Annotated in this window: 22 protein-coding genes, 2 tRNA genes and 1 pseudogene; 13 read left to right on the forward strand and 12 right to left on the reverse strand. The window is 69.5% G+C overall.

Annotated features, from left to right (window positions below; all coding sequences use genetic code 11):
• Nucleotides 1–291: 291 nt before the first annotated feature.
• Nucleotides 292–2,142, forward strand: coding sequence for a putative bifunctional diguanylate cyclase/phosphodiesterase (locus tag OHT76_RS16625; protein ID WP_328871618.1), 1,851 nt, complete (start codon nt 292–294; stop codon nt 2,140–2,142).
• On the opposite strand, the gene OHT76_RS16630 is transcribed toward OHT76_RS16625, so the two are convergent.
• The 3 genes from OHT76_RS16630 to OHT76_RS16640 form a co-directional block, all read right to left on the reverse strand.
• On the reverse strand, nt 2,118–3,209 hold the full coding sequence (locus tag OHT76_RS16630) for an LLM class flavin-dependent oxidoreductase (RefSeq protein ID WP_328871619.1): 1,092 nt from the start codon (nt 3,207–3,209) through the stop codon (nt 2,118–2,120). The two genes, OHT76_RS16625 and OHT76_RS16630, sit on opposite strands and share 25 nt — an antisense overlap.
• A 70-nt stretch (nt 3,210–3,279) precedes the next feature.
• Nucleotides 3,280–4,011 (reverse strand): maleate cis-trans isomerase family protein, encoded by a 732-nt coding sequence (locus tag OHT76_RS16635; RefSeq protein ID WP_328871620.1) that lies wholly within the window; start codon nt 4,009–4,011, stop codon nt 3,280–3,282.
• Nucleotides 4,008–4,796 carry a maleate cis-trans isomerase family protein gene (locus tag OHT76_RS16640; RefSeq protein ID WP_328871621.1) on the reverse strand — a complete coding sequence of 263 codons (789 nt, stop codon included), beginning with the start codon at nt 4,794–4,796 and terminating at the stop codon, nt 4,008–4,010. The genes OHT76_RS16635 and OHT76_RS16640 overlap by 4 nt, the downstream gene beginning before the upstream one ends.
• Nucleotides 4,797–4,929: 133 nt before the next feature.
• Here OHT76_RS16640 and OHT76_RS16645 point away from each other — a divergent pair, with 133 nt between their 5' ends.
• Nucleotides 4,930–5,877, forward strand: coding sequence for a D-2-hydroxyacid dehydrogenase (locus OHT76_RS16645; protein ID WP_328871622.1), 948 nt, complete (start codon nt 4,930–4,932; stop codon nt 5,875–5,877).
• Between the two features lie 22 nt (nt 5,878–5,899).
• Nucleotides 5,900–7,276 (forward strand): amidase, encoded by a 1,377-nt coding sequence (locus OHT76_RS16650; RefSeq protein ID WP_328871623.1) that lies wholly within the window; start codon nt 5,900–5,902, stop codon nt 7,274–7,276.
• On the opposite strand, the gene OHT76_RS16655 is transcribed toward OHT76_RS16650, so the two are convergent.
• Nucleotides 7,257–7,751 (reverse strand): DUF3830 family protein, encoded by a 495-nt coding sequence (locus OHT76_RS16655; protein ID WP_328871624.1) that lies wholly within the window; start codon nt 7,749–7,751, stop codon nt 7,257–7,259. The two genes, OHT76_RS16650 and OHT76_RS16655, sit on opposite strands and share 20 nt — an antisense overlap.
• Nucleotides 7,752–7,798: 47 nt before the next feature.
• Between OHT76_RS16655 and ehuB the strand changes: the two genes are divergently transcribed.
• The 6 genes from ehuB to OHT76_RS16685 all read left to right on the forward strand — a co-directional run bounded on the left by ehuB (nt 7,799) and on the right by OHT76_RS16685 (nt 11,965).
• Complete coding sequence (gene ehuB, locus OHT76_RS16660) at nt 7,799–8,704, forward strand: ectoine/hydroxyectoine ABC transporter substrate-binding protein EhuB (RefSeq protein ID WP_328871625.1); 906 nt, start codon at nt 7,799–7,801, stop codon at nt 8,702–8,704.
• Nucleotides 8,701–9,399 carry an ectoine/hydroxyectoine ABC transporter permease subunit EhuC gene (gene ehuC, locus OHT76_RS16665; protein ID WP_328871626.1) on the forward strand — a complete coding sequence of 233 codons (699 nt, stop codon included), beginning with the start codon at nt 8,701–8,703 and terminating at the stop codon, nt 9,397–9,399. The genes ehuB and ehuC overlap by 4 nt, the downstream gene beginning before the upstream one ends.
• Nucleotides 9,396–10,046 (forward strand): ectoine/hydroxyectoine ABC transporter permease subunit EhuD, encoded by a 651-nt coding sequence (gene ehuD, locus OHT76_RS16670; RefSeq protein ID WP_186284863.1) that lies wholly within the window; start codon nt 9,396–9,398, stop codon nt 10,044–10,046. The genes ehuC and ehuD overlap by 4 nt, the downstream gene beginning before the upstream one ends.
• Nucleotides 10,047–10,065: 19 nt before the next feature.
• The gene (gene ehuA, locus OHT76_RS16675; RefSeq protein ID WP_328876543.1) at nt 10,066–10,827 is read left to right on the forward strand and encodes an ectoine/hydroxyectoine ABC transporter ATP-binding protein EhuA; all 762 of its coding nucleotides are present in this window, start codon (nt 10,066–10,068) and stop codon (nt 10,825–10,827) included.
• 151 nt (nt 10,828–10,978) lie between these two features.
• Nucleotides 10,979–11,737, forward strand: coding sequence for an IclR family transcriptional regulator (locus tag OHT76_RS16680; RefSeq protein ID WP_328871627.1), 759 nt, complete (start codon nt 10,979–10,981; stop codon nt 11,735–11,737).
• A 154-nt stretch (nt 11,738–11,891) separates the two neighbouring features.
• A tRNA-Lys gene (locus OHT76_RS16685) sits at nt 11,892–11,965 on the forward strand.
• On the opposite strand, the pseudogene OHT76_RS16690 reads toward OHT76_RS16685, so the two are convergent.
• From OHT76_RS16690 to OHT76_RS16710, 5 genes and pseudogenes are all read right to left on the reverse strand, one after another.
• Nucleotides 11,931–13,555, reverse strand: a pseudogene (locus OHT76_RS16690) (AMP-binding protein). The gene OHT76_RS16685 and the pseudogene OHT76_RS16690 overlap by 35 nt on opposite strands.
• Nucleotides 13,556–13,595: 40 nt before the next feature.
• On the reverse strand, nt 13,596–14,120 hold the full coding sequence (locus OHT76_RS16695) for a hypothetical protein (RefSeq protein ID WP_328871628.1): 525 nt from the start codon (nt 14,118–14,120) through the stop codon (nt 13,596–13,598).
• 103 nt (nt 14,121–14,223) lie between these two features.
• Nucleotides 14,224–14,829, reverse strand: a complete 606-nt coding sequence (locus OHT76_RS16700) for a lytic polysaccharide monooxygenase auxiliary activity family 9 protein (protein WP_328871629.1) — start codon at nt 14,827–14,829, stop codon at nt 14,224–14,226.
• A 101-nt stretch (nt 14,830–14,930) separates the two neighbouring features.
• Entirely contained in the window at nt 14,931–16,034 is a 1,104-nt protein-coding gene (locus tag OHT76_RS16705) for an SPFH domain-containing protein (protein WP_328871630.1), read from the reverse strand.
• Nucleotides 16,035–16,170: 136 nt separating this feature from the next.
• Nucleotides 16,171–17,538, reverse strand: coding sequence for a peptidoglycan-binding protein (locus OHT76_RS16710; protein ID WP_328871631.1), 1,368 nt, complete (start codon nt 17,536–17,538; stop codon nt 16,171–16,173).
• Between the two features lie 185 nt (nt 17,539–17,723).
• Here OHT76_RS16710 and OHT76_RS16715 point away from each other — a divergent pair.
• The 3 genes from OHT76_RS16715 (at nt 17,724) to OHT76_RS16725 (ending at nt 22,196) form a co-directional block, all read left to right on the forward strand.
• Nucleotides 17,724–17,797 (forward strand) — tRNA-Lys (locus OHT76_RS16715).
• Nucleotides 17,798–18,282: 485 nt separating this feature from the next.
• Nucleotides 18,283–20,262, forward strand: coding sequence for a glycosyltransferase family 2 protein (locus tag OHT76_RS16720; RefSeq protein ID WP_328871632.1), 1,980 nt, complete (start codon nt 18,283–18,285; stop codon nt 20,260–20,262).
• Entirely contained in the window at nt 20,259–22,196 is a 1,938-nt protein-coding gene (locus OHT76_RS16725; protein WP_328871633.1) for a kelch motif-containing protein, read from the forward strand. Before OHT76_RS16720 ends, OHT76_RS16725 begins: the two co-directional genes overlap by 4 nt.
• 52 nt (nt 22,197–22,248) lie before the next feature.
• Here OHT76_RS16725 and OHT76_RS16730 read toward each other — a convergent pair whose 3' ends face one another.
• Nucleotides 22,249–23,262, reverse strand: coding sequence for a glycoside hydrolase family 6 protein (locus tag OHT76_RS16730; RefSeq protein ID WP_328871634.1), 1,014 nt, complete (start codon nt 23,260–23,262; stop codon nt 22,249–22,251).
• Nucleotides 23,263–23,422: 160 nt separating this feature from the next.
• Between OHT76_RS16730 and OHT76_RS16735 the strand changes: the two genes are divergently transcribed.
• Nucleotides 23,423–24,199 (forward strand): GAF and ANTAR domain-containing protein, encoded by a 777-nt coding sequence (locus OHT76_RS16735; protein WP_328871635.1) that lies wholly within the window; start codon nt 23,423–23,425, stop codon nt 24,197–24,199.
• 261 nt (nt 24,200–24,460) lie between these two features.
• Here the strand turns inward: OHT76_RS16735 and OHT76_RS16740 are convergent, their stop codons facing one another.
• Nucleotides 24,461–25,126 carry a class F sortase gene (locus tag OHT76_RS16740; RefSeq protein WP_328871636.1) on the reverse strand — a complete coding sequence of 222 codons (666 nt, stop codon included), beginning with the start codon at nt 25,124–25,126 and terminating at the stop codon, nt 24,461–24,463.
• Nucleotides 25,127–25,128: 2 nt separating this feature from the next.
• Nucleotides 25,129–25,665: a hypothetical protein gene (locus tag OHT76_RS16745; RefSeq protein WP_328871637.1), complete on the reverse strand. Its 537-nt coding sequence runs from the start codon at nt 25,663–25,665 to the stop codon at nt 25,129–25,131.
• Nucleotides 25,666–25,698: the final 33 nt, after the last annotated feature.

A 25,698-nucleotide genomic window follows, 5' to 3' on the forward strand; every position in this document is an offset into this window, starting at 1 on the left:
GGCCGAGGCCGACACCCCCGAATCGCTCACGGACCGTCACATGTGGTCGAGGGGCTGCTGAACCCGTCCAGCTGCGGGCAGAAACGAATTGTCAGCTCGGTGGCTCGGCCCAGGACACTGGACAGTGGCTGGAAGGCCCCCGACCCAGCCTCTATGATCGGCACACTTTCCTGACCCTTTCCTGTACTGTCCTGATCCCTTTCCTGCACGGACCCGGCCCGGCGGCCGCCAGGTCGGTCGGCCATCCCGACGAGACCCATCCGAAGATCGAGTGCACTGCGGGAGCGAGCGGTGAGCGGAACGTCCGAAGGGCCGGCGCCCGCGGCAGATCTCATCGGGCCGGCTGTCACAGAGAGTAGTCAAGGGCCCCCTCCTCATACCGGTCCGCACGACCGGCCACCCACCACGCCTTTCCGGTCCGCCTTCGACGCCGCTCCCCTGGCGATGGCGGTCGTCGACCGCGAAGGCCTGGTCACGGGCGCCAACCCGGCACTCGGCGAGCTGCTCGGCCGCAGCCCGCAGGCGCTGGCCGGGACGATCGCCGCCGATCTGGTGGACCTGACGTCGGACGCCCGCACCTGGCACGCGTACCGCGAGGTGCTGCGCGGCCGGCAGGCACGGCTGCGCTGCACCCGCCGGCTGAAGCACCCCGACGGGCACTGCCTGTGGGTGCAGGTCGCCATCGCGCCGCTGCCCGCCGAGGAGCGCGGCGGGGTGCTGCTGTCGGTCGCCGACATCAGCGCCCGTCGTGAACTCCAGGCCCGGCTGCGGCACTTGCAGAACCACGACCCGGTGACCCGGCTGCCCAACCGCACACTGTTCTTCGAGCGTCTGTCGGCGGCGCTGGAGGCGGAGGCGTACGAGGAGGGCGGCACCGGTCGGATCGGACTGTGCTATCTGGACCTCGACGGCTTCAAGGCGGTCAACGACACCCTCGGCCACCGGGTGGGCGACCGGCTGCTGGCGGCCGTGGCGGAGCGCTTGACCAGGTGCGCGGACGAGGCGGGGTACGCCAGGGCGAGCACACCGCTGGTGGCGAGGCTCGGCGGCGATGAATTCGCCCTGCTGGTCGAGGACTCGACGGGCACCGAGCAACTCGCCGATCTCGCCGACTCGGTACTCAAGGCCCTCCAGGCCCCCTTCGACATCTCGGGCCGCAGGCTGTCGGTGTCGGCGTCGATCGGGGTCGTGGAGCGGCACGCCGCCGGGACCAGCCCCACCGCGCTGATGCAGGCCGCCGACACCACGCTGTACTGGGCGAAGGCCGACGGCAAGAGCCGCTGGACGCTCTTCGACCCCGAGCGCAACGCCCACCGTATGACCCGCCAGGCCCTCGCCTCCACGCTCCGGCCCGCCATCGAGCGCGGGGAGTTCGTGCTGGAGTACCAGCCGCTGGTGTGCATGGAGGACGGGCGGCTGCGCGGGGTGGAGGCGCTGGTCCGATGGAATCATCCGCAGTTCGGACTGCTGACGCCGAATCGGTTCATCGGACTGGCCGAGGAGGACGGCTCGATCGTGCCGCTCGGCCGCTGGGTGCTGGCCACCGCCTGCCGCCAGGCCCGCCGTTGGCAACTGGCCCATCCGGACGAGCCGCCGATCTTCGTCAGCGTCAATGTGGCAGTCCGTCAGGTCTGGGACTCCGACCTGGTCGCGGACGTGGACCGGATCCTCGCGGAGACGGGCCTCGCCCCGCACCTGCTCCAACTGGAGCTGACCGAGTCCGCGGTGATGGGCTCGGGCGGCCGACCGCAGCAGGCGCTGCAGGCCCTCAGCGACATGGGCGTCCACATCGCGATCGACGACTTCGGCACGGGGTATTCGAACCTCGCGTACCTGAGCCGGCTTCCGGTGTCGGTACTGAAGCTGGACGGTTCCTTCGTCAAGGGTTTCCAGTACGACGGTGAAGGCATCGCGCCCAACCCCGCGGACGAGGTCGTCGTGGAGGCGATGATCCAGCTCGCCCATCGTCTCGGCCTGACCGTGACCGCGGAGTGCGTGGAGACCTCGGCGCAGGCGTCGCGGCTACGGCGGATCGGGTGCGACACCGGCCAGGGGTGGCTGTACTCCCGGCCGGTGACGCCGGATCGTATCTCCGAGCTGCTGCGCTCGCCCGGGGTTCAGGCGGTCGCGCGCAATCCGTAGGCGTCCGCGACGAGTTCGTAGGAACGCAGCCGCAGCGCGCCGCTGTGCGCGTGGGACGTGAGCATCAACTCGTCGGCGCCGGTGCGCTTGTGGAGCTCGTCGAGCCCGGAGCGGACCTCGTCGGCGGTGCCGTGCACGATGTTGGCGCCCCAGGACTCGATGAACTCATCCTCCATGGCGCTGAATTGATGCGCCTCCGCCTCTTCGGGACTGGGGAAGAGCCCGGGCCGCCCGGTCCGCAGCCGCACCATGTTCAGTCCGGTGGCCCGCACCTGCCGCCTGGCCTCCTTCTCGTCGTCGGTGGCGAGGACGGAGACGCCTATCAGGGCGTAGGGGGCGTCGAGGACCTCGGACGGCTGGAAGGACTCCCGGTAGAGGTCGAGCGCCGGGACGGTGTTGTGCGCGGAGAAGTGGTGCGCGAAGGCGAAGGGCAGGCCGAGCGCGCCGGCGAGCCGGGCGCTGAAGCCGGAGGAGCCGAGGAGCCAGACGGGCGGCCGGTGCGGGCTCTGGACCCCGCCGGGGGCAGTCGCCTGGACCGGCCCGGGGACGGCGTGGATACGCCGGTAGGGGTGCCCGTCCGGGAAGTCGTCGTCAAGGAAACGGGTCAGCTCGGCGAGCTGCTGGGGGAAGTCGTCGGCACCCTCGTTGAGCCGGTCGCTGCGGCGCAGGGCGGCGGCGGTGGCCCCGTCCGTGCCCGGCGCCCGCCCGAGCCCGAGGTCGATCCGGCCCGGGGCGAGCGCCTCCAGGGTGCCGAACTGCTCCGCGATGACCAGCGGGGCGTGGTTGGGGAGCATCACACCGCCGGAGCCGAGGCGGATCCGGGAGGTGTGGGCGGCGAGGTGGGCGAGGATCACGGCCGGGGAGGAGGAGGCCACCCCGGGCATGGAGTGATGCTCGGCGACCCAGTACCGGTGGAACCCGCGGGACTCCGTGAAACGGGCGAGCTCGACGCTGGTCCTGAGGGCATCGGTGGCGGTACTGCCGACGCCGACGGTGACCAGGTCGAGTACGGAGAGGGGGACGGGGGCGGTGCCCTGTACTGCGCCCCGGATCTCGTCTGCCGCCATCGGTGGATGCCTCCTGAAGTGCGCCGGCGTGGTCCTGGCGGTAACAGGAGGGGGTCTCCGGTTTATTCCCTCACACCTGCACGATCGGCTCCCGGGTGAACAGCAACCCGAGCGCCGGGGCGTTCACCCTGCGGTCCGCCAGGCGCAGCGCCTCCCAGACCGTCACCTGGTTCGCCGTCAGGACCGGTTTCCCCAGTTCCTTCTCCAGGGTGGGGATCACGGCCGCCGTGTGCAGGGCCGTGTCCGGGAGCAGTACCGCCTCCGCCGCCTCGTCGTCGGCCTGCCGGGCCAGGGCCAGGACGTCCTCCTCCGTCCACTGCCCCACCTCCGCCGCCGTGATGATGCCGGAGCCGCGCACCGACACCACCTCGGCTCCGCCCGCCCTCAGGAAGGCGGCGAACAGGTCGGCCACGTCGTCGGGGTAGGTCGCGCCCACCGCCACCCGGCGCACCCCGAGCTCCGCCGCCGCGTGCACAAAGGCGAAGGACGTCGAGGAGGCCGGCATGCCCGCCGTACGGGCCAGGGCGCGGACCTGATCGTGGGCGCCCTCCCAGCCGTAGACGAAGCTGCCGCTCGTGCACGCCCAGACCACCGCCTCCGCGCCCGTCAGACGCAGTTGCTCCACGCCCGCCGCCAGGCGCTCCGCGGAGCCCATCTCCTTCAGGGCGTCGACCCGGTGCGCGTCCTCGCCGATGTCCGTGTGCACCAGGTCCACCCGGATGTCGCTGCCCAGGAGCTGCTCGATGCGTGGATAGTCGTCCTCGGCGGAGTGGCCCGGGTAGAGGAATCCGAGTGCCGTCATGTCGAACCTTCCTGCTGCTGTTCCACGTCCGGAAGTGCGGGACCGCTGCGGGCCGCCGGGTCGATCAGCGCCTGATACGGCCCCACGGCTCGGGTACCCAGCCGACGCAGGGCCGCCCACATCGTCACCTGGTTGGCCGAGATCACCGGTATCCGCAGTTCCGCCTCCAGTTGCGGGATCACGTCGTAGGTCGGCAGGTTGGTGCAGCTGATGAACAGACAGTCCGTGCCGCGCCGCACCGCCCTGCGCGCCATGTCCACCACATCGCGGTACGGCACCTTCCATATGTGCCGTGTCAGACCCATGAAGGCACACCCCGTCACCCTGACGCCCGCCTCGGCCACGTACTCCTGAAGCGAGCGGGTCACCGACACCGTGTACGGCGTCACCAGCGCCACCCTGCGCGCGCCGAGGTCGGTCAGCGCCTCCAGCAGCGCCCCGGAGGTGGTCACCGAGGGCACCGCGCCCGCCGTCGTCATCGCCTCGCACATCGCCCGCTCGCCCGCGATGCCGCCGACGAAGCTGCCCGAGGTGCAGGCGTAGGCCACCACCTCGGGGGCGATGGCGATCAGGGTCCGCACGCCCTCGGAGAGGGTCTCGTGCTCGCTCACCAGCCGCGCCAGGTCCAGGCTGACCTCGACCGGCACATACGGCGTGCGCGTCAGATGCAGGGACACCTCGTCCGGGACCCAGCGCCACAGCTCACGGTCGAGGGCGAAGTCGAAGGGGGCGACCACACCGACACCGCGCTGGGGCCGGGGTCCGCCGAGAAAGGACACGTCCATCGCAGGCACCGCCCTCGCGAGGGGATATGGGAACTGCGGACGGTGCAGGCGTCCGTGTTGACGAAGGTAGATTCGGGTGCGAGCGTGGTCAATCCGTGCATGTCAGACGCCCGGTCTCGACCGAAGGAACGGCATGACCACCCCCACGCTGCTCGTCCTGGACGCCGACCCGCTCCCCCGGCTCGGACGGCTCACCGGACGGGCGCGGATCGAGCACGCGGACAACACCACACTCGCTGGGAAGCTGCCCCACGCCGATGTCCTGCTCGTCTGGGACTTCACCTCGCACGCCGTGCGGCACGCCTGGCCCGGTGACGGCCCCCGGCCCCGCTGGGTGCACACCGCGAGCGCCGGTGTCGATCACCTGATGTGTCCTGAACTCGCCGCCTCCGACACCGTGGTCACCAACGCGCGCGGCATCTTCGACGAGCCCATCGCCGAGTACGTCGCCGCCCTCGTCCTGGCGATGGCCAAGGATCTGCCGCGGACGCTCGAACTCCAGGGGCAGAAGATCTGGCGGCACCGCGAGTCGCGGCGGCTGAGCGGCACCCGCGCCTGTGTCGTCGGCTCCGGGCCCATAGGGCGGGCCATAGTCCGTACCCTCAAGGCCCTCGGCGTCACCTCCGCGCTCGTCGGCCGCGTACCGCGCACCGGCATCCACGGCCCCGAGGACCTGGACCGGCTGATCTCCCGCGCCGACTGGATCATCGCCGCCGCACCGCTCACCGAGCAGACGTACGGAATGTTCGACGCCCGACGGTTCGGGATGATGCAGCCCTCCGCCCGGTTCATCAACATCGGGCGCGGGCCGCTCGTCGTGGAGGAGGCGCTGGTCGAGGCGCTGTCCAAGCAGTGGATAGCGGGCGCCGCGCTGGATGTCTTCGTGGACGAACCCCTCGGCCCCGACAGCCCGTTGTGGGGGCTGCCGGGGCTGATCGTGTCCCCCCACATGAGCGGTGACACCGTCGGCTGGCGGGATGAACTCGCGGCGCAGTTCGTGGAGTTGTACGAGCGCTGGGAGGCGGGCAGAACGCTGCCGAACGTCGTCGACAAGCAACGCGGGTACGTGCCAGGACGCTGAACTTCCCACGGCTGGAGGGCGTATGACCGACCTGACCGGACTGACCGCCGTACAACTCCTCGACGGCTACCGCACGGGCGCGTTCAGCCCCGTGGAGGCCACGCGCGCGGTGCTGGAGCGGGCCGAGTTGATCCAGCCGGAGGTGAACGCGTTCGTGCGGATCACCGCCGAGCCGGCGCTGGCGCAGGCCCGGGAGTCGGCCGAGCGGTGGCGGCGCGGGGAGCCGGCCGGGCTGCTGGACGGGGTTCCGGTCACGGTGAAGGACATACTGCTGATGCGGGGCTCGCCCACCCTCAAGGGGTCCAGGACCATTGCGGAGCAGGGGAGTTGGGACGAGGACGCGCCCTCCGTCGCCCGCCTGCGCGCGCACGGTGCCGTCTTCCTCGGCAAGACCACCACCCCGGAGTTCGGCTGGAAGGGCGTCACCGACTCGCCCGTCACCGGCGTCACCCGGCATCCGCTGGACCCGACGCGCACGGCGGGCGGTTCCAGCGGCGGCGCCGCGGCCGCCGTGGCGCTCGGCGCGGGACCGCTCGCGCTCGGCACCGACGGCGGCGGGAGCGTCCGTATCCCCGCCTCCTTCTGCGGGATCTTCGCGATGAAGCCGACCTACGGCCGGGTGCCGCTGTATCCCGCGAGCGCGTTCGGGACGCTGGCGCATGTGGGGCCGATGACCCGGGACGCGGCCGACGCCGCGCTGATGCTGGACGTCATCGGGGCCCCGGACTCCCGGGACTGGTCGGCGCTGGGGCCCGTGTCCGGCTCCTTCGCCGATGGGCTCTTCGGTGGTGTGCGCGGGCTGCGGGTGGCGTACTCGCCCTCGCTCGGCGGCCAGGTGGCGGTGCGTCCCGCGGTCGCCTCGGCGGTCCGGCGGGCGGTGGAGCGGCTCGCGGGGCTCGGCGCGTACGTCGAGGAGACCGACCCCGATGTCACCGACCCGGTGGACGCCTTCCACACCCTGTGGTTCAGCGGCGCCGCCCGGGTGACCCAGCATCTCGGCCCGCACCAGCGCGAGTTGCTCGACCCCGGCCTGCGCGAGATCTGCGCGCTCGGCGCCCGCTACAGCGCCCTCGACTATCTGGCCGCCGTGGACGTCCGGATGGAACTGGGCCGCCGGATGGGCCGCTTCCATGACTCCTACGACCTGCTGGTCACCCCCACTCTGCCGATCACCGCGTTCGAGGCGGGCGCCGAGGTCCCCAAGGGCTCCGGGCACCGCCGCTGGACGGGGTGGACGCCGTTCACGTACCCCTTCAACATGACCCAGCAGCCCGCCGCCACCGTCCCCGTCGGCACCGACGGGGACGGACTGCCGGTGGGCCTGCAGCTCGTGGCCGCTCGGCACCGGGACGACCTGGTGCTGCGGGCGGCTCACGCGCTCATGTCCGACGGAAGCTGAGGGTCTCTCCCGCGGCGCCCGAGCGCCAGAGGTCGTTGCACGCGTCCGCCATCTCCGGCAGACCCTCCACCACCTGCCCCCAGACGATGCCGGGCACCCAGCCCACATCGCCGTTGAGCAGCAGGTTGTTGCGCTCGTAGAACAGGGCCAGGTCGACGAGGGTGGTGCCGGGGCGGACTTCACGGTCGTAGCCGTAGGCCTTGGTGCCCAGCTCCGCGCCCGCGAAGGCGAAGTAGCAGAGGTCGCCGGGGATCGGGGTGACGGTCGGGTTCTCCAGGGGCGGTTCGGTGTCCGCGAAGGGTGGGAAGAGGGCGTAGATCTCGTTGCGGGCGTATTTGGCGTGGTAGACGTCCCCGCTGAGCGGGAGGGCGTCCCAGACGGCCGCGCAGGTGATCGGTGCGCGGTCCTCCAGGAGTTTCGCCGTGCAGTGAATGTCCCGCTTCAGGAGCGAGACCTCGATGAACCGATCAGTCATGCAAACCAGGGTGCATACATCGCATGCTCCCGGGTAGCCGCGCCGCCATGGCTCCACCAATCAACCATGGCGAACACATATCCGGACCCACGCGCCGATCGCTGCTCGCGGGGGTGGCGGCGCTCGGTGCGCTGGGCGCGGCCGGCTGCTCGCGGGTGGCCACGGCCGATACGAAGGACGGCGGCGAGCTGCTCGAACGACTGCGGGCGGCGGGCGTCGTACGGCTCGGGATCGCGGGCGAGATCCCCTTCGGATACATCGACAAGAACGGCGAGCTGACCGGCGAGGCCCCCGAGCTGGCGAAGGTGATCTTCAAGCGGCTCGGGGTGGACCGGGTGCAGCCCGTGCCGACCGAGTTCGGCTCGCTGATCCCCGGGCTCAACTCGCAGCAGTTCGATGTCGTCGCGGCCGGGATGTACGTCAATCCCGAGCGCTGTGAGCAGGTCATCTTCGCCGATCCCGACTACCAGATGCTCGACTCGTTCATCGTGCGCAAGGGCAACCCCAAGGGCCTGAACGACTATCAGGACGTCGTCGAGAAGAAGGCGAAGTTCGCGACCGGGACCGGTTACGCGGAGATCCAGTACGCGGTCGAGGCGGGTTACGACGAGGGCGACATCCTCATCGTCCCGGACCAGGTCGCGGGCCTGAACGCGGTCGAGGCGGGCCGGGTCGACGTCTTCGCGGGGACGGCGCTGACCACCCGCGAGGTGGTGAAGAAGTCGAACAAGGCCGAGTCGACGAAGGCCTTCAAGCCGATCGTCGGCGGCGAACCCCATGTCGACGGCGGCGCGTTCGCGTTCCGGCCCACCGAGACGAAGCTGCGGGACGCCTTCAACGTCGAGTTGCACAAGCTGAAGAAGAGCGGCGAACTGCTGCGCATCCTCAAGCCGTTCGGTTTCACCGAGGCGGAGATGACCGAGCTGACCGCGAAGGAGCTGTGCGGCGGATGACTTCGGGACTCTGGGAACTCGTACTCAAAGGCGTCTGGGTCACCATCCAGCTGCTGGTCCTCAGCGCGCTGCTGGCCACGGCCGTCTCGTTCGTGGTCGGCATCGCCCGCACGCACCGGCTGTGGGTCGTCCGCTTCCTCGCGGGCTTCTACACCGAGGTGTTCCGCGGGACCTCGGCGCTGGTGATGATCTTCTGGGTGTTCTTCGTGCTGCCGCCCGCCTTCGGCTGGCAGCTGGTGCCCCTGTGGGCGGGCACGCTCGCCCTCGGCCTCACCTACGGCGCCTACGGCTCGGAGATCGTGCGCGGCGCGCTGAACGCGGTCGACCCGGCGCAGAAGGAGGGCGGCATCGCGCTCAGCTTCACGCCCTGGCAGCGGATGAAGCTGATCCTGCTGCCGCAGGCGGTGCCGGAGATGATCCCGCCCTTCTCCAACCTGCTGATCGAACTGCTCAAGGGCACCGCGCTGGTGTCGGTCATGGGCATGGGCGACCTGGCGTTCAGCGGCAACCTGGTACGCCTCGCGCTCCAGGAGAGCGCGGAGATCTACACGTACATCCTGCTCATCTACTTCGTGATCGCGTTCCTGCTCACGCGGATCATGCGGGGTCTGGAGAAGCGGTTGAAGGCCGGTGTGGGCAAACAGCCCGAGAAGAAGGTCGTCGTCCCTGAGCCGGTGGGCGGTGGTGTGTCATGACCTGGGACTGGGGAGCGGTCAGTGACTTCATGCCGCACTTCTGGGACGGGCTGCTGGTCACCCTGCAGGCCCTCGCGCTCGGTTCGCTGATCTCCTTCGCGCTCGGTCTGGTGTGGGCGCTGCTGATGCGGACGCCGAGCCGCTGGGTGCGCTGGCCGGTCGGGGTGGTCACGGAGTTCGTGCGCAACACCCCGCTGCTGGTGCAGCTGTTCTTCCTGTTCTATGTGCTGCCCGAGTGGGGCGTGACCTTCTCCGCGCTGACCACCGGTGTCTTCGCCATCGGGCTGCACTACTCGACGTACACGATGCAGGTCTACCGGGCCGGTATCGAGGCGGTGCCGGTCGGCCAGTGGGAGGCCGCGACGGCGCTGAATCTGCCGCTCACCCGGACCTGGACCGCGGTGATCCTGCCGCAGGCGATCCGACGGGTCGTGCCGGCGCTCGGCAACTACGTGATCGCGATGCTCAAGGACACGCCGATGCTGATGGCGATCACCGTCCTCGACATGCTCGGCCAGGCGCGGCTGTTCTCCCAGGAGCAGTTCCAGTTCACCGAGCCGCTGACGGTGATCGGCGTGGCCTTCATCGTCATTTCCTATCTGGCCTCCCTTCTTCTGCGAGCCCTGGAGCGACGCCTTGTCCACTGACATCCAGCAGAGTCCCGATATGAACCCCGCCGACAAGCGCTCGAACGGCGAGCTGATCCGGCTGGAGCAGGTCACCAAGCGGTTCGGCGACAACACGGTCCTGGACCACCTCGACTTCTCGGTCCAGGCCGGCAAGCACGTGACGCTGATCGGTCCGTCCGGCTCCGGCAAGACGACGATCCTGCGCCTGCTGATGACGCTGACCAAGCCCGACGAGGGCACGATCACCGTCGACGGGGAGCGGCTGTTCCCGGCGCCGGAGAAGCAGGTCCGCGAGGTCCGCAAGAAGATCGGGATGGTGTTCCAGCAGTTCAACCTGTTCCCGAACATGACGGTCCTCAGGAACATCACCGAGGCCCCGGTCACCGTGCTCGGCATGTCCAAGGACGCCGCCGAGGAGCGGGCCCGGGATCTGCTGGAGCTGGTCGGCCTCACCGACCACGTCGACAAGCACCCGGCGCAGCTCTCCGGCGGCCAGCAGCAGCGGGTAGCCATCGCCCGGGCACTGGCCATGCGGCCACAGGTCCTGCTCCTGGACGAGGTCACCTCGGCCCTGGACCCGGAGCTGGTCGCGGGCGTCCTCGACGTCCTGAGGGATATCGCCCGCTCCACCGACATCACGATGCTCTGTGTGACCCACGAGATGAATTTCGCCCGCGACATCTCGGACCAGGTACTGATGTTCGACTCCGGCCGGGTCATCGAGGCCGGCGCCCCGGAGAAGATCTTCAGCGACCCCGAGCACGACCGGACCCGAGAATTTCTCAGCGCGGTGCTCTGACTCGGTGCCCAGGTCATGGCAATGTCATATGCCAGAGGGTTATCACCGCAGCTTACGGCGTCGGAAACTTGTCAACCACCGCTCACTACAAGCCTCTTGGCAGCTATCGTGGAGACGATTGGCTGACTGGAATCAGGCCCAGGGGGAAACCGTGGCGCTGAAGCACGAGCCGACCGCGCCGTACCACTCGGCCCAGGATGCCTTGCGCATCCTGGAGACCGTGGCGCGGCACACCACCGGAATCACCGACGTCGAACTCGCCCGGCACACCGCCCTCAGCCCGGAGCGCCTGACCAGCCTCCTGAGGATGCTGCGCCGCGAGGGGTACGTCGAGCAGATCACCGACGGCGCCTATGTCACCGGCGAGGCGCTGACCCGTTTGGGCTCGGCGCAGGACCGGGAGGCCGCCCTGCGCGAGAAGCTCCAGCGCACCCTGGACCGGCTGCGCGACTCGGTCGGCGCGGCGGTGTACATCAGCCGGTATGTCGACGGTGAGGTGAAGGTCACGCAGTACGCCGACAGCGAGGATGCCCCGGCGGTGAACGAGTGGGTGGACTTCCGTTACTCGGCGCATGCGACGGCGGTCGGCAAGAGCCTGCTCACACAGCTCGACCGCAACGGTCGGCGTGATCATCTGTCCCGGCACAAGATGGCGCGACTCACCTCGCGGACCATCACCAGCGACAAGCTGCTCCTGTCCCGGCTGGAGGCTCAGCCGCCTACCGTGCCGGTTCTGGACCTTCAGGAGTATGCGGTGGGCACGGTGTGTGCGGCGGTGCCGATCACCGCGGGGTCCTCCGTCGGGTGCCTGGCGCTGTCCCTCCCGGTGGAACACGCGCACCGGCTGCGCCAGGCGGCGGATGCGCTTAATCGGAATGCGGCGCCTGTTCTTCTGTCGCTGGCGATCTAGGGTTCGGCTGCGGGCCGGTGGGGGCTGGTCGCGCAGTTCGCTGCGCCCCTAGGTAGGTGCCCTTGCCCTTGGTTCGGAGCAGCCCCTCGGACCAGGTAGTATTTTCTTCGTCGCCAGCCGCGAGACATCAAAACGAGCGGTTGGTGTGAGTCATGCGCCGCTAGCTCAGTTGGTTAGAGCAGCTGACTCTTAATCAGCGGGTCCGGGGTTCGAGTCCCTGGCGGCGCACCTGTGAAGGGCCTCTCGTTCAACGAGGGGCCCTTCGTACGTGTCCGAGCCCGGCGGGCGCCACCACACCGGGTCCGTGCATCGCACGCCCTCCCGCCTCAGCAGGGCCCGGTGGATCTTGTTCGTCGCGGTGACCGGCATACGCTCCACGACGCGTACGAACCGGGGCGCCATCTTCGTCCCGAGGTCCGGCTGGGCCAGCAGGAACTCCGCGAACCCCACCGGATCGAAGGTCCCCGCAATCGTCGCCATCACCTGGTCCCCGGTCACCGGATCCGGCACCGCGTAAACGGCGACGGAGTCGGCACCCTCGTACCGGGCGAGGATGTTCTCGATCATCGCGGCGGCCAGATTCTCCCCGTCGACCCGCAGCCGGTCGTCGGCCCGGCCGGCGAAGTAGAGGTAGCCGTCCGCGTCCCAGTAGAAGAGATCGCCGGTCCAGTACGCCCCGCCCCGCCGCCGCTCGGCCTCCGCGCCCGGGTTGCGCCAGTACCCCTCGAAGGGGCTCGGCCCCCGGTTCACCAGCTCCCCAATGGCCTCGTCCCCGTTGAGCAGCCGCCCGCCCGCATCGAAGCTCGCCGCCGGGCACTCCTGCCCCGTCTCCGGATCGAGTACGACCAGACCGGGCACCGCCCGCCCCACCGCGCCGGCCGGAGTCCCCGGCGACCACTGCACCGCCGCGCCCCCTTCCGAGGACCCGTACCCCTCCACCAGCCGCACCCCGAACCGCCGCTCGAAGGCCGCCGCGTCCGCCGCCCCCGCCTCGGTACCGAAGCCGAGCCGCAGCGGGTTCTCGCGGTCGTCGCCCCGCTCCTCGGTCGCGAGGATGTACTGCACGGCCCGACCCACATACGTGAAGTACGTCGCCCCGTACCGCCGTACGTCCGCCAGGAACCCCGACGCCGAGAACCGCCGCCGCAGCGCCACGCCCGCCCCGGCCGCGAGGGCGGGGGCCCAGTCGGCGATGACCGCGTTGCCGTGGAACATCGGCATGCAGATGTAGTGGACATCGTCGGGCCCGACCCCGAACTGTCCGGCCAGTGACCTCCCCGCGGCGGCCAGGCGGCCCTGGGTGCAGATCGCGGCCTTGGGGGCGCCGGTCGAGCCGGAGGTGAAGTAGAGGAGCAGCCGGTCCTGCGGGGCGGCGCGGGAGGCGTCGGGGCGGGCGTCGGCGTACGGCGCGAGGAGGGCGTCGTACTCCTCGGAGCCGGTCAGCAGGATGCGGACGCCGGGCAGGTCGAGGCCCTTGAGGAGGGGCAGCTGGGCGGGCTCGGTGAGCAGGATCCGGCACTCGGTGTGCAGGATGTCCCGGGCCAGCTCCGGGCCTCTGCGGGTGGGGTTGATCCCGGCGATCGCGGCGCGTGCGAGGGCGGCGGCGCCGATCCAGAGCGGGTACTCCGGAGTGTTGTCGAGGAGCACACCGACGTGGGGCTCGGCGCCCCGTGGGAGCAGGTCGGCCAGGAGTGCCGCGCGGGCGGCGGCACCGGCGGCGACCTCGTGATGGGTGAGCACCCGGTCCTCGCACCACAGCCCCGGCCGGTGGTCATCCCAGCGCGCCCCTACGAGTTCGGCGATGCTCGTGGACTCCATGGGCGCGCAGGATAGTTGACGGTCCGTCAGATGTGGAGGGTCACGGAGTCATCGTGACCCCGTCGATCACGACGGTGTCGACCGTGTCGACGGTGTCGCCGCTGCCCTCGCCGAAGTCGAAGGCATCGGACATCTGGCTGTACGTGACCATGAAGCCGACGCAGAACACCGCGACCACCCCGAAGAACGCCAGGAAGCCGACGGTGGCGGCGGCGAGCCCGGCCCGGCGCGGAGCCTTGGCCGTGGCGACGACTTCACTACCCTCGGCGTAGTGGACGGTGACGAAGTCGCCCTCCAGCGTCGTCGCCGGGCCGTCCTCCTCCTCGAAGCGGATGACACGGCCGTCGCGCGCGGTGAACTCGTAGACGTGATGGAGCGTGGTGCTCACGGATGTGTCGCCGCTGCCGCCGTGGGTCGTCGTGAACATCCGCAGACAGCGCGCCTCGGCCGTCAGACCGCTGTTCCAGGCCCGGCGCAGCTGAAGGGCACGCCGCACGATCCGGTAGGCGCCGAGCAGGACCACGGCCAGGATCAGGCCGGGTACGGCGTAGAAAAAGAGATCCATGGTGCTTCCCCCGAGGTCAGGTACCGCTCCCCTACGCCGACTTGGTCATGTCGGCGTAGGGGGACCGTACCCGCGGGGGGTGCCGGAGTTGCTCAAGCCATGCTCAGAACGTGACGTCCGAGCAGGCGTAGAACGCGTTGCCGGTGTCCGCGATCGTCCACACCGCCAGGATCACGTGTCGTCCGCTGAGCCCGGACGGCAGCGTGCCGCTGTGCGAGAGCGTGGACGGTGGCCGCTGGTTGTTGTACGGCACCGTCAGGAACGGGGTGAGGTTGAGGTCGGAGCGAGCCAGGTTGTGGTTCTGGTTCCAGCCCGGCTTGGTGACGTAGTACCGGAAGTCGGTGGTGGCGTGCATGGCCGTGAACTGCCAGCGGAACGTGTAGCTCTGACCGCCCGTCACCTTCGTGGCCGGCCAGGCGCCGCCGGACGGCGTGCGCGGTGCGCTGAGCTGGGCGAACTGCCCCAGCCCCGCGTTGCATATCTGCCCGTCGGCCGGGCCCGCGCCCGGGAAGCCCTTCGGGCCCTCGACGCTCTGCGGCTCCCACTGGATGTTGCCGCAGTTGGTCACGGTGCCGTTCTGGCAGAGCTTCTGCCTGCTGATGGGGAGGTCGGTGTAGCCGTGGCCACTGGCCCCGCCGGACGAGAGCACAAGGGCTCCGGTGGTGGCGAGACCGACCACGGCGGCAGACAACTTGGTCTTTCTGCGCATGCTGCCGCTCCTGGGAACGTGGGGGATGTTCAGTGAGCTGTGCAGGGTAGGTCTAGACCAAGTCTGAGAATATTGCCGTTAGTTGAACATGTCCATACCAATCACGCGCCGGATTCCCCGCGCCCGGAACAGAAAGCAACCGTCAAGTCCTTCACGAGCGCCTTGCGTTCGTAGTCGTCGAGTTCGACCAGACCCCGCATGGTCAGCCGCGTGACCGTGTCCTCCACCGAGTCCACCACCGAGGTGAGCATGGACGCCCGCTGCTGGGCGTCCAGCGCGGCGATCCGGCGCCTGTGCATGGCGGCGGCGACCTCGGGGGCGTACTCGACCAGGACCGGCTGGACCGAGAACACCTCGACGCCGATGGGTGCCGCGTCGGCGGCGACCAGACGGGTCAGCGCCTCTCCGGCGGCGTCGGCGCTGCCGCGGCCCGGTCCCTCCACCGGCACCCGGGCCAGCGCCGCCTCCACGCACTCCCGCAGATACGCCTCGTGGTCCTCGACGCCCAGCGTGGCCCGCGCGGTGTCCCGTACTCGCCACACCGCGAGGACCACGACCCGCAGCGCGACCCCGCTCGCGTCGGCCGCCGGCATCGGCTCGCTGCGCCAGTGCCGCAGCCGTACGTCCACCCGGCGGCGCAGCAGCATCGGGTTGACCCACATCAGGCCGGTGCGCCGGACGGTCCCCCGGTAGCGGCCGAACAGACCGAGCACCCAGGCCCGTCCGGTACGGCCCCGGGCGAGCCCGCCGAAGCCGAGCAGACCTAGGGCGCCGGCCCCGGCGTAGGCCGCCCACTGCGCCGGACCGAGGCCGGCTCCCGCGTACGAGGGCAGCCGCAGCGCCTCCAGGGCCAGGGGCGGGAGTGTGCCCGCCCACCAGGAGGTGACCGCGCAGCCCGCGAGACCGCAGGTCCCGGCGAGCACGCCCGCCGAGCCCGGCAGCACCCGGGCGGGCCGCTCGACCAGGTCCGGATCCACCTCGGGCACGGACCGCGCCCGCGTGGCGCCGGGCCGGCGCAGTCGCGGCTGCTCTCCGGTGCCCTGTCTGCGGCTGACGACGGCGGGCTTCAGCGGGACCGACACCGGGTCGGGGTCGTCGCGGAAGAGCAAATGGACGGGGATCTCGGTGGTGATCTCGTTCTGGATCAGCCGGGCGGACCTGGACGGTCCCTCGGACTCCGGTGTCGGTGAAGTGGTCGTGCTCATGCGTGCCTCCAGCCTCCGCGCCAGATGCGTCACAACAGGGGGGTGCAGAACAAAGGGGGGTGCAGAACAAGGGGGGTGCAGAACAAGGGGGGTGCAGAACAAGGGGGGGGTGCAGAACAAGGGGGGTACAGATCGATTACGAGAACAGCCGCCGCCAGGTCTCAGGACCCGGGTAGCCGTCCGCCGCGCCGCCCCGCCAGCCCTGGGCGCGCTGGAAGGCCTCGACATTGCGCCGGTCCGCCTCGCCCCAGCGCGGCCCGGGACCGGCTGTGTAGTGCTTGCCGAACCCTTTCTTCACCAGCTGCTTGCCGAGCAGCGCGACGTGACTGTTGTGCGCGCCGGGCCGGAACATCGCCCGCCCCGGATACCCGGGCACCCCGTGCGAGGCCGGCGACGCGGGCGGTCCGGCCGCTCCCACGGCTCCGGAGCCGATGTCGTTGCCCCTGCCGGAGACCAGCAGCGCCCAAGTACCCGGCCCCGGCAGCCCGTCCGCGTCCTGACCCCGCCAGCCCTGCGCCTGCTGGAAGGTCTGGGTGGCCCGCCGGTCGGCGTCGGACCAGCGCGGTCCGGGCCCGGAGAGGTAGTGGCGCCCCGCCCCGCGCTCGACGAGCATGCGGCCGAGCTGGGTGACGTACTTGTTGTTGGCCCCGGGCCCGAAGTAGGCCCGCCCCGGATAGGGCGGCGCGGCCGGGTCGGCGGTGACCGGCTTGGCGGTGCCCGGTTTGGCGGTGCCCGGTTTGGCGGTGCCCGGTTTGGCGGTGTCCGGCTTCGAGCCCGCCGTACCGCCGACGAGACCCTTGTAGCGGTAGGCGAGATAGCGGTCGGAGTGGCTCCAGTAGGCGTACGGCGTGGCCGTCCTGCGGGCGTGCGGGCGGGTCGATTCGTAGGCGATGTAGTAGGTGTGGGTGTAGTCCGTCCAGCCGCCGAAGATGACGACGTGCGAGCCCTTCTCGGGATCGGCCGGGTTATGGAACAGCAACATGTCGCCGGGCTGCAGATCCTCCTTCGGGATGCGCACGCCGTACTGGTCGAGCGAGCCCGTCCATTCGTTGCCGGGCAGGTTCCAGGCCATCGAGACAAAGCCCGAGCAGTCCTGCCGGTACCCGTCCGACCAGTACTGATACATGCTGTACGGCACCCTCGCCGCGACCCACTGCTTGGCCCGCCTGATGATCTCCGCCCGGGTGGTGCTCGGCGCCTTGGCGGGCTTGGCGGGGACCCCTCCGGGGCCGTGCAGCGGGGCCTTGCCGCCCTGCGGGGTGTCGGGTTCGTCGGCCGCGGGAAGACTCGGCCGACCGGGTGTCTGCGGGGCCGCGAGCGCCGGTACGGCATGCCCCGCGCAGAGCGCCGCCGAGGCGGCGGCCGCCACGATCACCGTACGGTGGGCCGGGTGGGCGCCCCTGCGTCCGGCCGCGGAATGCGGCAGGACCCGGCGCCGGTGAACGCATCCGGGACACTCGCAGTCGCTCGCGGGATCGAATTCCTCGAAGACCGGAGTCGCCATGCGATGCCCCTCACATTCCGGATGGAAATGTCCGCTCCTGTGCACATTCGCCAGTTTCTCAACTGTCTTCCGGGCGCGCATGCTGACGGTCCGAATGATGTACGGCACCCCTCTGACCGGGGCCGGAGCGGTGACGGGTGGTCCGGAGCACCCTCAGAGGTCCGGTAGAGTGATGACGTCAGCAGGCGCCGCTAGCTCAGTTGGTTAGAGCAGCTGACTCTTAATCAGCGGGTCCGGGGTTCGAGTCCCTGGCGGCGCACGCACGGTGGAGGCTCCTCGCATCAGCGGGGGGCCTTCGCTCTTGGTCTGTCCCTGGCGGCGCACCGACACCACAGCCCCTCGCCTGCGCGAGGGGCTGTCGGCGTTCATGCTGCTTGTGCTTTCACACATGACACACAAGACCCCCACAGGCGCCACAATGAACGCGTATGACCGGTAAACACCGCGTTTCGCATCTTGCGATCATGCTGAACGCCGTAGAACCCTGGTTCTTCAAGATGCTGCGGATACGCGGCAGTTGGGGGGCAAGAAACCGGTTGCCCGTTTAGCGGGGAGGAGGGGCCCCGTTCATGAACGGATGCCGAGGGGGGCATCATGCAACCGGAAGGTCGCGGTTCCATGTCTATGAAGTGGAAGATGTGGTGACTGTGACCCACCACTGATACGTCTGTGAACGTCGAGGGGGACCGAAGCAGACGAAGGAACCGACAGACACGCGGTGACCTGCGTGTGGGGGGATGACTCATGACGTCGACGCCGACGGGCGCCCGGCCGAACTCCGACCCGTCACAAACCACTCAGCTCAGAGTGCCAACTCATCGGACCGGAGCTTTCCGCAGAATCAAGAAGACGCTGCCCAAGTACGACTACGAGCACTACAGCCGGCTCGCGGGACCCCTCACACAGCCCGATCCGAACAAGCCCTACCGGGTGCAGTACCGCTCGCTGATCTCGCAGGAGCCGCACCGCATCCGCGTCGCCCTGATGCTCGCCGCAGCCCCGCTGCTCTCGCTGGTGCTGCTGGCCTGGCTGCTGCAGCCCGAGCACTGGACCGAACGCGACTATCCCGCCTACGACTTCCTGCCGGCGCTCGACATAGTGATGCTGGTCTCGATCGGTCTGATCGAGTTCTTCCGCTGTATGAACGTCCTGTCCAACGCGCACGCCACCCTGGTCGCCCGCGACCCGATCCCGGTGGTGCCCGAGACCGGCACCAGAGTCGCCTTCCTGACCTCCTTCGTGCCCGGCAAGGAGCCGCTGGAGATGGTCACGAAGACCCTGGAGGCGGCCGTCAAGCTGCGCCACCGGGGCCTGCTCCATGTCTGGCTGCTCGACGAGGGCGACGACCCGGAGGTCAAGGAGGTCTGCGCCCGGCTCGGCGTGCACCACTTCTCCCGCAAGGGCATCGCGAAGTGGAACCAGGCCAAGGGCCCGCACCGCGCCAAGACCAAGCACGGCAACTACAACGCCTGGCTGGACGCGCACGGCGACGACTACGACTACTTCGCCTCCGTCGACACCGACCATGTCCCGCTCCCCAACTACCTGGAGCGCATGCTCGGCTTCTTCCGCGACCCGAACGTCGGCTTCGTCATCGGCCCGCAGGTCTACGGCAACTACGACAACTTCGTCACCAAGGCCGCCGAGTCCCAGCAGTTCCTCTTCCACGCGCTGATCCAGCGGGCGGGCAACAAGTACGGCTCCCCGATGTTCGTGGGTACGTCGAATGCCGTACGCATCAAGGCGCTGAAGCAGATCGGCGGTCTGTACGACTCGATCACCGAGGACATGGCGACCGGCTTCGAGATCCACCGCCACAAGAACCCGGCGACGGGCAAGAAGTGGCGTTCGGTCTACACCCCGGACGTGCTCGCGGTCGGTGAGGGCCCGAGCGCCTGGACGGACTTCTTCACCCAGCAGATGCGCTGGTCGCGAGGGACGTACGAGACGATCCTCAAGCAGTACTGGAAGGGCTGGTACTCGCTGCCGCCGAGCAAGCTCTTCAACTACACGATGATGATCATCTTCTACCCGATGTCGGCCCTCAACTGGATCCTCGCGGCGATCAGTTGTGCGCTGTTCCTGGGCCTGGGCGCCTCGGGTGTGGACATCGACCCGACGATCTGGCTGATGCTCTACGGCAACGCCTCCGCGCTCCAGATCGGCCTGTACATCTGGAACCGCCGCCACAACGTCTCGCCGCACGAGCCGGAGGGCTCCGGCGGTGTGGCCGGCATGGTGATGTCCGCGCTGTCGGCGCCGCTGTACGCCAAGGCGCTGATCGACTCGATGCTGCGCCGCAAGAGCAAGTTCGTGGTGACCCCCAAGGGCGACTCGGCCAGCCCCGACCGCTGGTTCGGGACCTTCCGCTACCACTGGTACTTCATCCTGATCTTCGGCGCCTCGATCGCCGCCGGTTTCGTCTACGGGCACGCGCACCCCGCGATGGTCATCTGGGCGACGTTCGCCATGCTGATCACCGCAACCCCGATCTTCGCCTGGCGGCACATGCTGCGGCAGGCGAAGAAGAAGCCGCCGGTTCCCCGGGAACCGGAGCAGGTGGCCCCGATGGTGCCGCACCAGGCTCAGCCGCAGCCGCTGCCGGCCCAGCCGGGCGCGCACCACAGCCCGCAGCACAAGCCGAGTTGGGCCGCCTCGCAGGGCGGCGGCACCGACCAGACCATGCAGATCGCCCTGGGTGGACTTGGGGGACGTAAGGAATGAAAGACCAGGCCGGCCGCCGCCGTGTCCGTCGACTCGCGATAGGCACGGCGGTGGTACTCGCGCTGGCCGGGATGAACGGTCCGTGGCTCTATCGCGTCGGGACCGAGAAATATCACGAGTACCAGATCAACCGACCCGAGTACAAAGCGGACAACGGTCACTGGGAGATCGTCGAGTTCCCGGAGGAGTACAAGCAGAACACCATCCACGCGGCGCTGCTGCGCACCGGCAAGGTGCTGCTCGTCGCGGGTTCCGGCAACAACCAGGAGAACTTCGACGCGAAGAAGTTCGACACCCGGATCTGGGACCCGGTCAAGGGCACGATCAAGAAGGTGCCGACGCCGAGCGATCTGTTCTGCACGGGGCACACCCAGTTGGCGAACGGCAATCTGCTGATCGCGGGCGGCACCAAGCGGTACGAGAAGCTCAAGGGCGATGTCACCAAGGCCGGCGGCCTGATGATCGTCCACAACGAGAACCCGGACAAGCCGATCACCCTGCCCGCGGGGACCAGATTCACCGGCAAGGAGAACGGCAAGACGTTCGTCTCCAAGGACCCGGTGCTGGTGCCTCGCGCGAAGAAGGTCTTCGACGAGGAGACGGGCGAGTTCCTGCGCAACGACCCGGGGCTCGGGCGGATTTACGTCGAGGCGCAGAAGAGCGGGTCCGCGTACGAGACCGGTACCGAGGACAACTACAAGGTGGAGGGGTTGTCGGGCACCGAGGCGCGTAATACGTACGGCATCGCGCAGAAGCTCGCCCTCGACAAGAAGGACTTCCAAGGCATCCGGGACGCCTATGAGTTCGATCCGGTCGCCGAGAAGTACATCAAGGTCGACCCGATGAAGGAGGCCCGCTGGTATCCGACGCTCACGACGCTGAGCGACGGGAAGATCCTCAGCGTCTCCGGGCTCGATGACATCGGGCAGTTGGTGCCGGGCAAGAACGAGGTCTACGACCCGGAGAGCAAGAAGTGGTCGTACACCAATAAGGTCCGGCAGTTCCCGACCTATCCGGCGCTGTTCCTGATGCAGAACGGGAAGGTCTTCTACTCCGGCTCCAACGCCGGATACGGGCCCGACGACGTCGGGCGTGACCCCGGTGTCTGGGACGTGGACACCAACAAGTTCACCAAGCTGCCGGGGTTGAGCGACCCGGACCAGCTGGAGACCTCCGGGACCGTGCTGCTGCCTCCGGCGCAGGACGAGAAGTACATGGTCATCGGCGGTGGCGGTGTCGGTGAGTCCAAGCTGTCCACCGAGAAGACCCGGATCATCGATCTGAAGGCGGACGGCCCGAAGTTCGTGGACGGGCCCTCGCTGGAGAAGGGGACGCGGTATCCGTCGGCCTCTGTGCTGCCGAACGACTCCGTGCTGGTGTCGGGCGGGTCCGAGGACTATCGGGGGCGGGGGGACTCCAACATCCTTCAGGCCCGGATCTATGACCCGTCGAGCAACTCCTTCGATCAGGTCGCGGATCCCCTTGTCGGGCGGAACTACCACTCCGGTTCTGTTCTGCTGCCCGACGGTCGGGTGATGTTCTTCGGATCGGACTCGCTGTATGCGGACAAGGCGAACACGAAGCCGGGGGAGTTCGAGCAGCGGATCGAGATCTATACCCCGCCGTATCTGTACCAGGGCTCCCGGCCGTCACTGTCCAAGGGGACGGAGACCATTGAGCGCGGGGAGTCCGGGACGTTCACCTCTCAGCACGCGTCTTCCATCAAGAAGGTGCGGTTGATTCGGCCCAGTGCGGCCACGCATGTGACGGACGTGGATCAGCGGTCCATCGCGCTGGACTTCACGACCGAGGGGAACAAGGTGACGGTGAAGGTGCCGGAGAACAAGAACCTTGTTCAGGCCGGGTGGTACATGTTGTTCGTTGTGGACGATCAAGGGGTGCCCTCAGAGGCCCAATGGGTTCGAGTCCCCTAAAGCGATGTCCCGCTAAAGCGATGTCCCGCGCCCCTCTCGGGGCGCGGGACATTCACTTGGAGGCCTTGGCCAGACCGAGGGCGTACTCCGCCCACCAGTCACCCGCCTTCGGGCCGCCCTTGCACTCGCCGTCCGACTCTCCTGGGCGCTTGACCCAGACATAGGCGTCCACCAGCGGGTCCGCCGTCTTTGTAGTCGGTGTTTCTCCCAGGGCTCGGCCCGGCGGGTTGCACCAGCGTTCGTCCGGGTTGCCCTCCTCGTAGGGGCCGTTGCCGTTGCGGCTGGTGTCGATGACGAAGGGCTTGTTGCCCACCTTGGCCGACAGGTTCTTGCCGTACTGGATGGAGTCCTCGGTCCGGTAGAAGTTCGAGACGTTGACCGAGAAGCCGTCCGCCTGATCGATGCCCGCCCGTTGCAGGGGCTCGAAGATCTGGTCGGGGTCACCCCAGCCGACGTTGCCCGCGTCCACGTAGACCTTGGTGTTCTTCAGGGACTTGAGCTTCTCCACGGCGCCGTTGAGGAGGTCGTAGCGCTCCTCGTGGAACTCGTCCGGGGTGCAGCCGTCCACCAGGTGCAGGACCGCGTCCGGTTCGAGGATGATCGTGGCCGAGCGGTCGCCGATGCCCTTGGCGACACCGTCGATCCAGTCGCGGTAGGCGTTGCCGTCGGCGGCGCCGCCCTGTGAGTACTGGCCGCAGTCGCGGTGCGGGATGTTGTAGAGGACCAGCAGGGCCGTGCGGCCCGCCTTGTCGGCGGCCTCGGTGAAACCGCGGGCCTCGTCCTCCGGGTTCTCCGGACCGATCCACTCGCCGGTCGGCTGCTCGGCGATCTTGCGGATCTGCTCGGCGTCGGTGTCCTTGCCCGCCTTCTCGTAGTCGGCGACCTGCTGGGCCGCGTTGCCTTCCGGGTTGACCCAGAACGGGTCGACCTCCTTGGGCTGTTGGGTGATGCCGGCCGCGTTCTCCGGCTCGTCACCCCCGTCGTCGGAAGAGCATCCCGCGATCAGCAGTGCAGCCCCCAGCACCATCGCGGACGCCCCCCTCCGGGCCCCCCTACTGCCGTACATCCAACTCCCCCTTGGGTGCACCGTTCCAAGCCTCAATCCTGACATACGCGTCCTGGGGCACACGAGATCGGCCGGGCCTTGTCTGAGAGCTGTTACACCCTCAAGGGCGAGGGTAGGTGCGCCGCTGAGCGGGGAGGCCGACAGGGGAAGGGAAGTGGGCATGCACTACACCACCCGGGAGACTCGGCTGGCCGCGGCGCTCGTGGAGGCGGCGGACACCCTCACCGACGGATTCGAAGCCACCGACTACTTACAGCGGGTCTCCGATCATTGCGTGGAGCTGCTGGCCGCGCGGGCGGCCGGGTTCATGCTGATCGACGGAGGCCGTACCGTCTCGCTGGCCGGGAGCAGCCGGCAGCGAGAGCTCGCGCTGGATCTGCTCCGGGCCCAGTCCGACGGCGGCCCCTGCCTGGACAGTTACGGCACCGGGAAGCCGGTGCCGCCGGTCTCCATCAGCGCGGCGCACGCGGGTGCGCGCTGGCCGGTGTTCACCGAGCGGGCGCTGCACCACGGGGTCGCGGCGACCTTTGCGGTGCCGCTGCGCCGCCGGGAGACGCTGCTCGGCGCGCTCAATGTGTTCGTACCGACGCTGCCGGACCACTCGGCGGCGGGCGGCGACGGGGAGTTGCGGCTGGCGCAGGCGCTGGCCGACGCGGCGGCAGTGGGGCTGCAGAACCATCGCGCCTACGCCCGGTACCGCACGCTGGCGGGCCAGTTGCAGGAAGCCCTGTCCAGCAGGGTCCGCATCGAGCAGGCCAAGGGCATGCTCGCCGAGCGCTGGGGCACCGGCGCGGACCACGCCTTCGTGGCGCTACGGCAGTACGCGCGCCGACGCCGACTGCCCCTCGACCGGGTGGCGCAGGCCGTCATCGACCGGGTCGCGGACGATACGGAGTTGCGCGGCGAGGCCGGGGATTCATCCAGCGGCCACTCATAGAACCCCGTATCACCAGCGCGGATCACACAGCGCCACCAGCCTTGGCCTCAGCACCGGCAGGGCTCTAGGCCACGGCCCGCTTCCGCTCTAGAGTCGTATCGGACGGCCCCAGCCCCCGGCCTGTCGCCTCCCCTCCACGATGACACCAAAGCCTCCCGCGCCTGCCGTCGGGTTACTCCCGCAGCCCGAGCGCGCGCGGTTGAGGACCAGCCCGGTCGGCGGCTTCACGGGGAGCGGGTCGTCGACCGGGCCGGGTGGCCCTCACAGACCGGTGCCCGTGAGATACGCCGACACCACGACGTTCGCCGTGTAGCTGCGGCTCGCCCGGTCGAAGGTGCCGCCGCAGGTGATGAGCCGCAGTTCGGCGCGGCCGGGCTCGCGGGGGCCGTAGGCCTGGCGGGCGTCGAAGCGGTCGCGGGTGACGACCTGGACGTCGTCGACGGTGAACTCGGCGACCCGGCCGTCGTCCCGGATGACCCGGACCGTCTCGCCGGGCTTGAGCGCGCTGATCTTGTAGAAGACGGCGGGCCGGGTCTCGGTGTCCACATGACCCACCATCAGCGCCGTCCCGGCCGCGCCGGGTGCCGCGCCGGCGGCGTACCAGCCGACGACGCCGGGCTGGTCGAAGGGCGGCGGGTCGACGGCGCCCTGGGGGTCGAGACCGCGGGCCACCACGGGGGCCTGGACGCCGAGGCCGGGTATGTCTATGCGCTGGGGTTGCGCCTCGTCCAACGGGCCTGCGGGCGGCGGCAGTTCGACATCGGGCGGGCGGCCGACCGCCGCCATGTCGCCGGTGGTGGGCGCGGATATGCCATGACGTACGTCGGTGACGTCCCGCCCCCACAGCCACAGCCCGAGCAGCAGCACGGCCCAGGCCATGCCCGTCAGCAGACGGCCGGAGAGGGGGGAACGGCTGGAGCCGGACATGGTCAGTCCGTCCTGCGGCTCCGGCGGGCGCTTCTGAGCGCCACGGCGGTGGCCGCGACTGAGGCGAGGACGAGGCCCGTGACCGTCTGTGCGATGCCGGGGCCGGTCGTACGGGCGTCGTTGTCGGCTGCGATGTGGGCCGCCGCGCCGCCGCCGCCCGCCTTCACAGGGGCGACCGGCGAGGCAGGCGTCGACGGGGTCTTCCCGACCGGGAGCGCGACCGTCCGCTCGGTGTCACCGCAGGTGACCGTGACGTCGTAGGAACCGATCTCCAGGGAGGACCGGATGCGGCTCTCGCCGACGAGGGTGCCCTCCTCGCCGGTGACGGTCAGCTTGACGTCGGTGACGAACGCCGCCGAGACGGCGCTCGCCGTCCGTTCGGCGCAGCCCGTGACCCGCAGCGCGACCTCGGCGCCAGGGGCGGGCGAGGCGGGGTTCACCGAGATGCCACCTCCCCCGTCCGCCGCGTATGCCGCCGGGGTGAGCACCGCGGCCACCACCGCGACACCTGCACAGAGAGTGACTTTCAGTGAGCCCATCGTGAACCTCCAGATACCTGTGAGGCTCCTCCT

It is taken from the genome of Streptomyces sp. NBC_00287 (assembly GCF_036173105.1).
Taxonomy (GTDB): domain Bacteria; phylum Actinomycetota; class Actinomycetes; order Streptomycetales; family Streptomycetaceae; genus Streptomyces.

Excerpts from the sequence above, each read along its gene's own strand:
- OHT76_RS16640 (WP_328871621.1), bottom strand. The coding sequence starts at position 4,796 with ATGGACGTGTCCTTTCTCGGCGGACCCCGGCCCCAGCGCGGTGTCGGT.
- ehuD (WP_186284863.1), top strand. The coding sequence starts at position 9,396 with ATGACCTGGGACTGGGGAGCGGTCAGTGACTTCATGCCGCACTTCTGG.
- OHT76_RS16740 (WP_328871636.1), bottom strand. The coding sequence starts at position 25,126 with ATGTCCGGCTCCAGCCGTTCCCCCCTCTCCGGCCGTCTGCTGACGGGC.
- OHT76_RS16725 (WP_328871633.1), top strand. The coding sequence starts at position 20,259 with ATGAAAGACCAGGCCGGCCGCCGCCGTGTCCGTCGACTCGCGATAGGC.
- ehuC (WP_328871626.1), top strand. The coding sequence starts at position 8,701 with ATGACTTCGGGACTCTGGGAACTCGTACTCAAAGGCGTCTGGGTCACC.
- OHT76_RS16710 (WP_328871631.1), bottom strand. The coding sequence starts at position 17,538 with ATGGCGACTCCGGTCTTCGAGGAATTCGATCCCGCGAGCGACTGCGAG.
- OHT76_RS16630 (WP_328871619.1), bottom strand. The coding sequence starts at position 3,209 with ATGGCGGCAGACGAGATCCGGGGCGCAGTACAGGGCACCGCCCCCGTC.
- OHT76_RS16735 (WP_328871635.1), top strand. The coding sequence starts at position 23,423 with ATGCACTACACCACCCGGGAGACTCGGCTGGCCGCGGCGCTCGTGGAG.
- OHT76_RS16730 (WP_328871634.1), bottom strand. The coding sequence starts at position 23,262 with ATGTACGGCAGTAGGGGGGCCCGGAGGGGGGCGTCCGCGATGGTGCTG.
- OHT76_RS16705 (WP_328871630.1), bottom strand. The coding sequence starts at position 16,034 with ATGAGCACGACCACTTCACCGACACCGGAGTCCGAGGGACCGTCCAGG.
- OHT76_RS16700 (WP_328871629.1), bottom strand. The coding sequence starts at position 14,829 with ATGCGCAGAAAGACCAAGTTGTCTGCCGCCGTGGTCGGTCTCGCCACC.
- OHT76_RS16635 (WP_328871620.1), bottom strand. The coding sequence starts at position 4,011 with ATGACGGCACTCGGATTCCTCTACCCGGGCCACTCCGCCGAGGACGAC.
- ehuB (WP_328871625.1), top strand. The coding sequence starts at position 7,799 with ATGGCTCCACCAATCAACCATGGCGAACACATATCCGGACCCACGCGC.
- OHT76_RS16745 (WP_328871637.1), bottom strand. The coding sequence starts at position 25,665 with ATGGGCTCACTGAAAGTCACTCTCTGTGCAGGTGTCGCGGTGGTGGCC.
- OHT76_RS16645 (WP_328871622.1), top strand. The coding sequence starts at position 4,930 with ATGACCACCCCCACGCTGCTCGTCCTGGACGCCGACCCGCTCCCCCGG.
- ehuA (WP_328876543.1), top strand. The coding sequence starts at position 10,066 with ATGAACCCCGCCGACAAGCGCTCGAACGGCGAGCTGATCCGGCTGGAG.
- OHT76_RS16695 (WP_328871628.1), bottom strand. The coding sequence starts at position 14,120 with ATGGATCTCTTTTTCTACGCCGTACCCGGCCTGATCCTGGCCGTGGTC.
- OHT76_RS16655 (WP_328871624.1), bottom strand. The coding sequence starts at position 7,751 with ATGACTGATCGGTTCATCGAGGTCTCGCTCCTGAAGCGGGACATTCAC.
- OHT76_RS16650 (WP_328871623.1), top strand. The coding sequence starts at position 5,900 with ATGACCGACCTGACCGGACTGACCGCCGTACAACTCCTCGACGGCTAC.
- OHT76_RS16720 (WP_328871632.1), top strand. The coding sequence starts at position 18,283 with ATGACGTCGACGCCGACGGGCGCCCGGCCGAACTCCGACCCGTCACAA.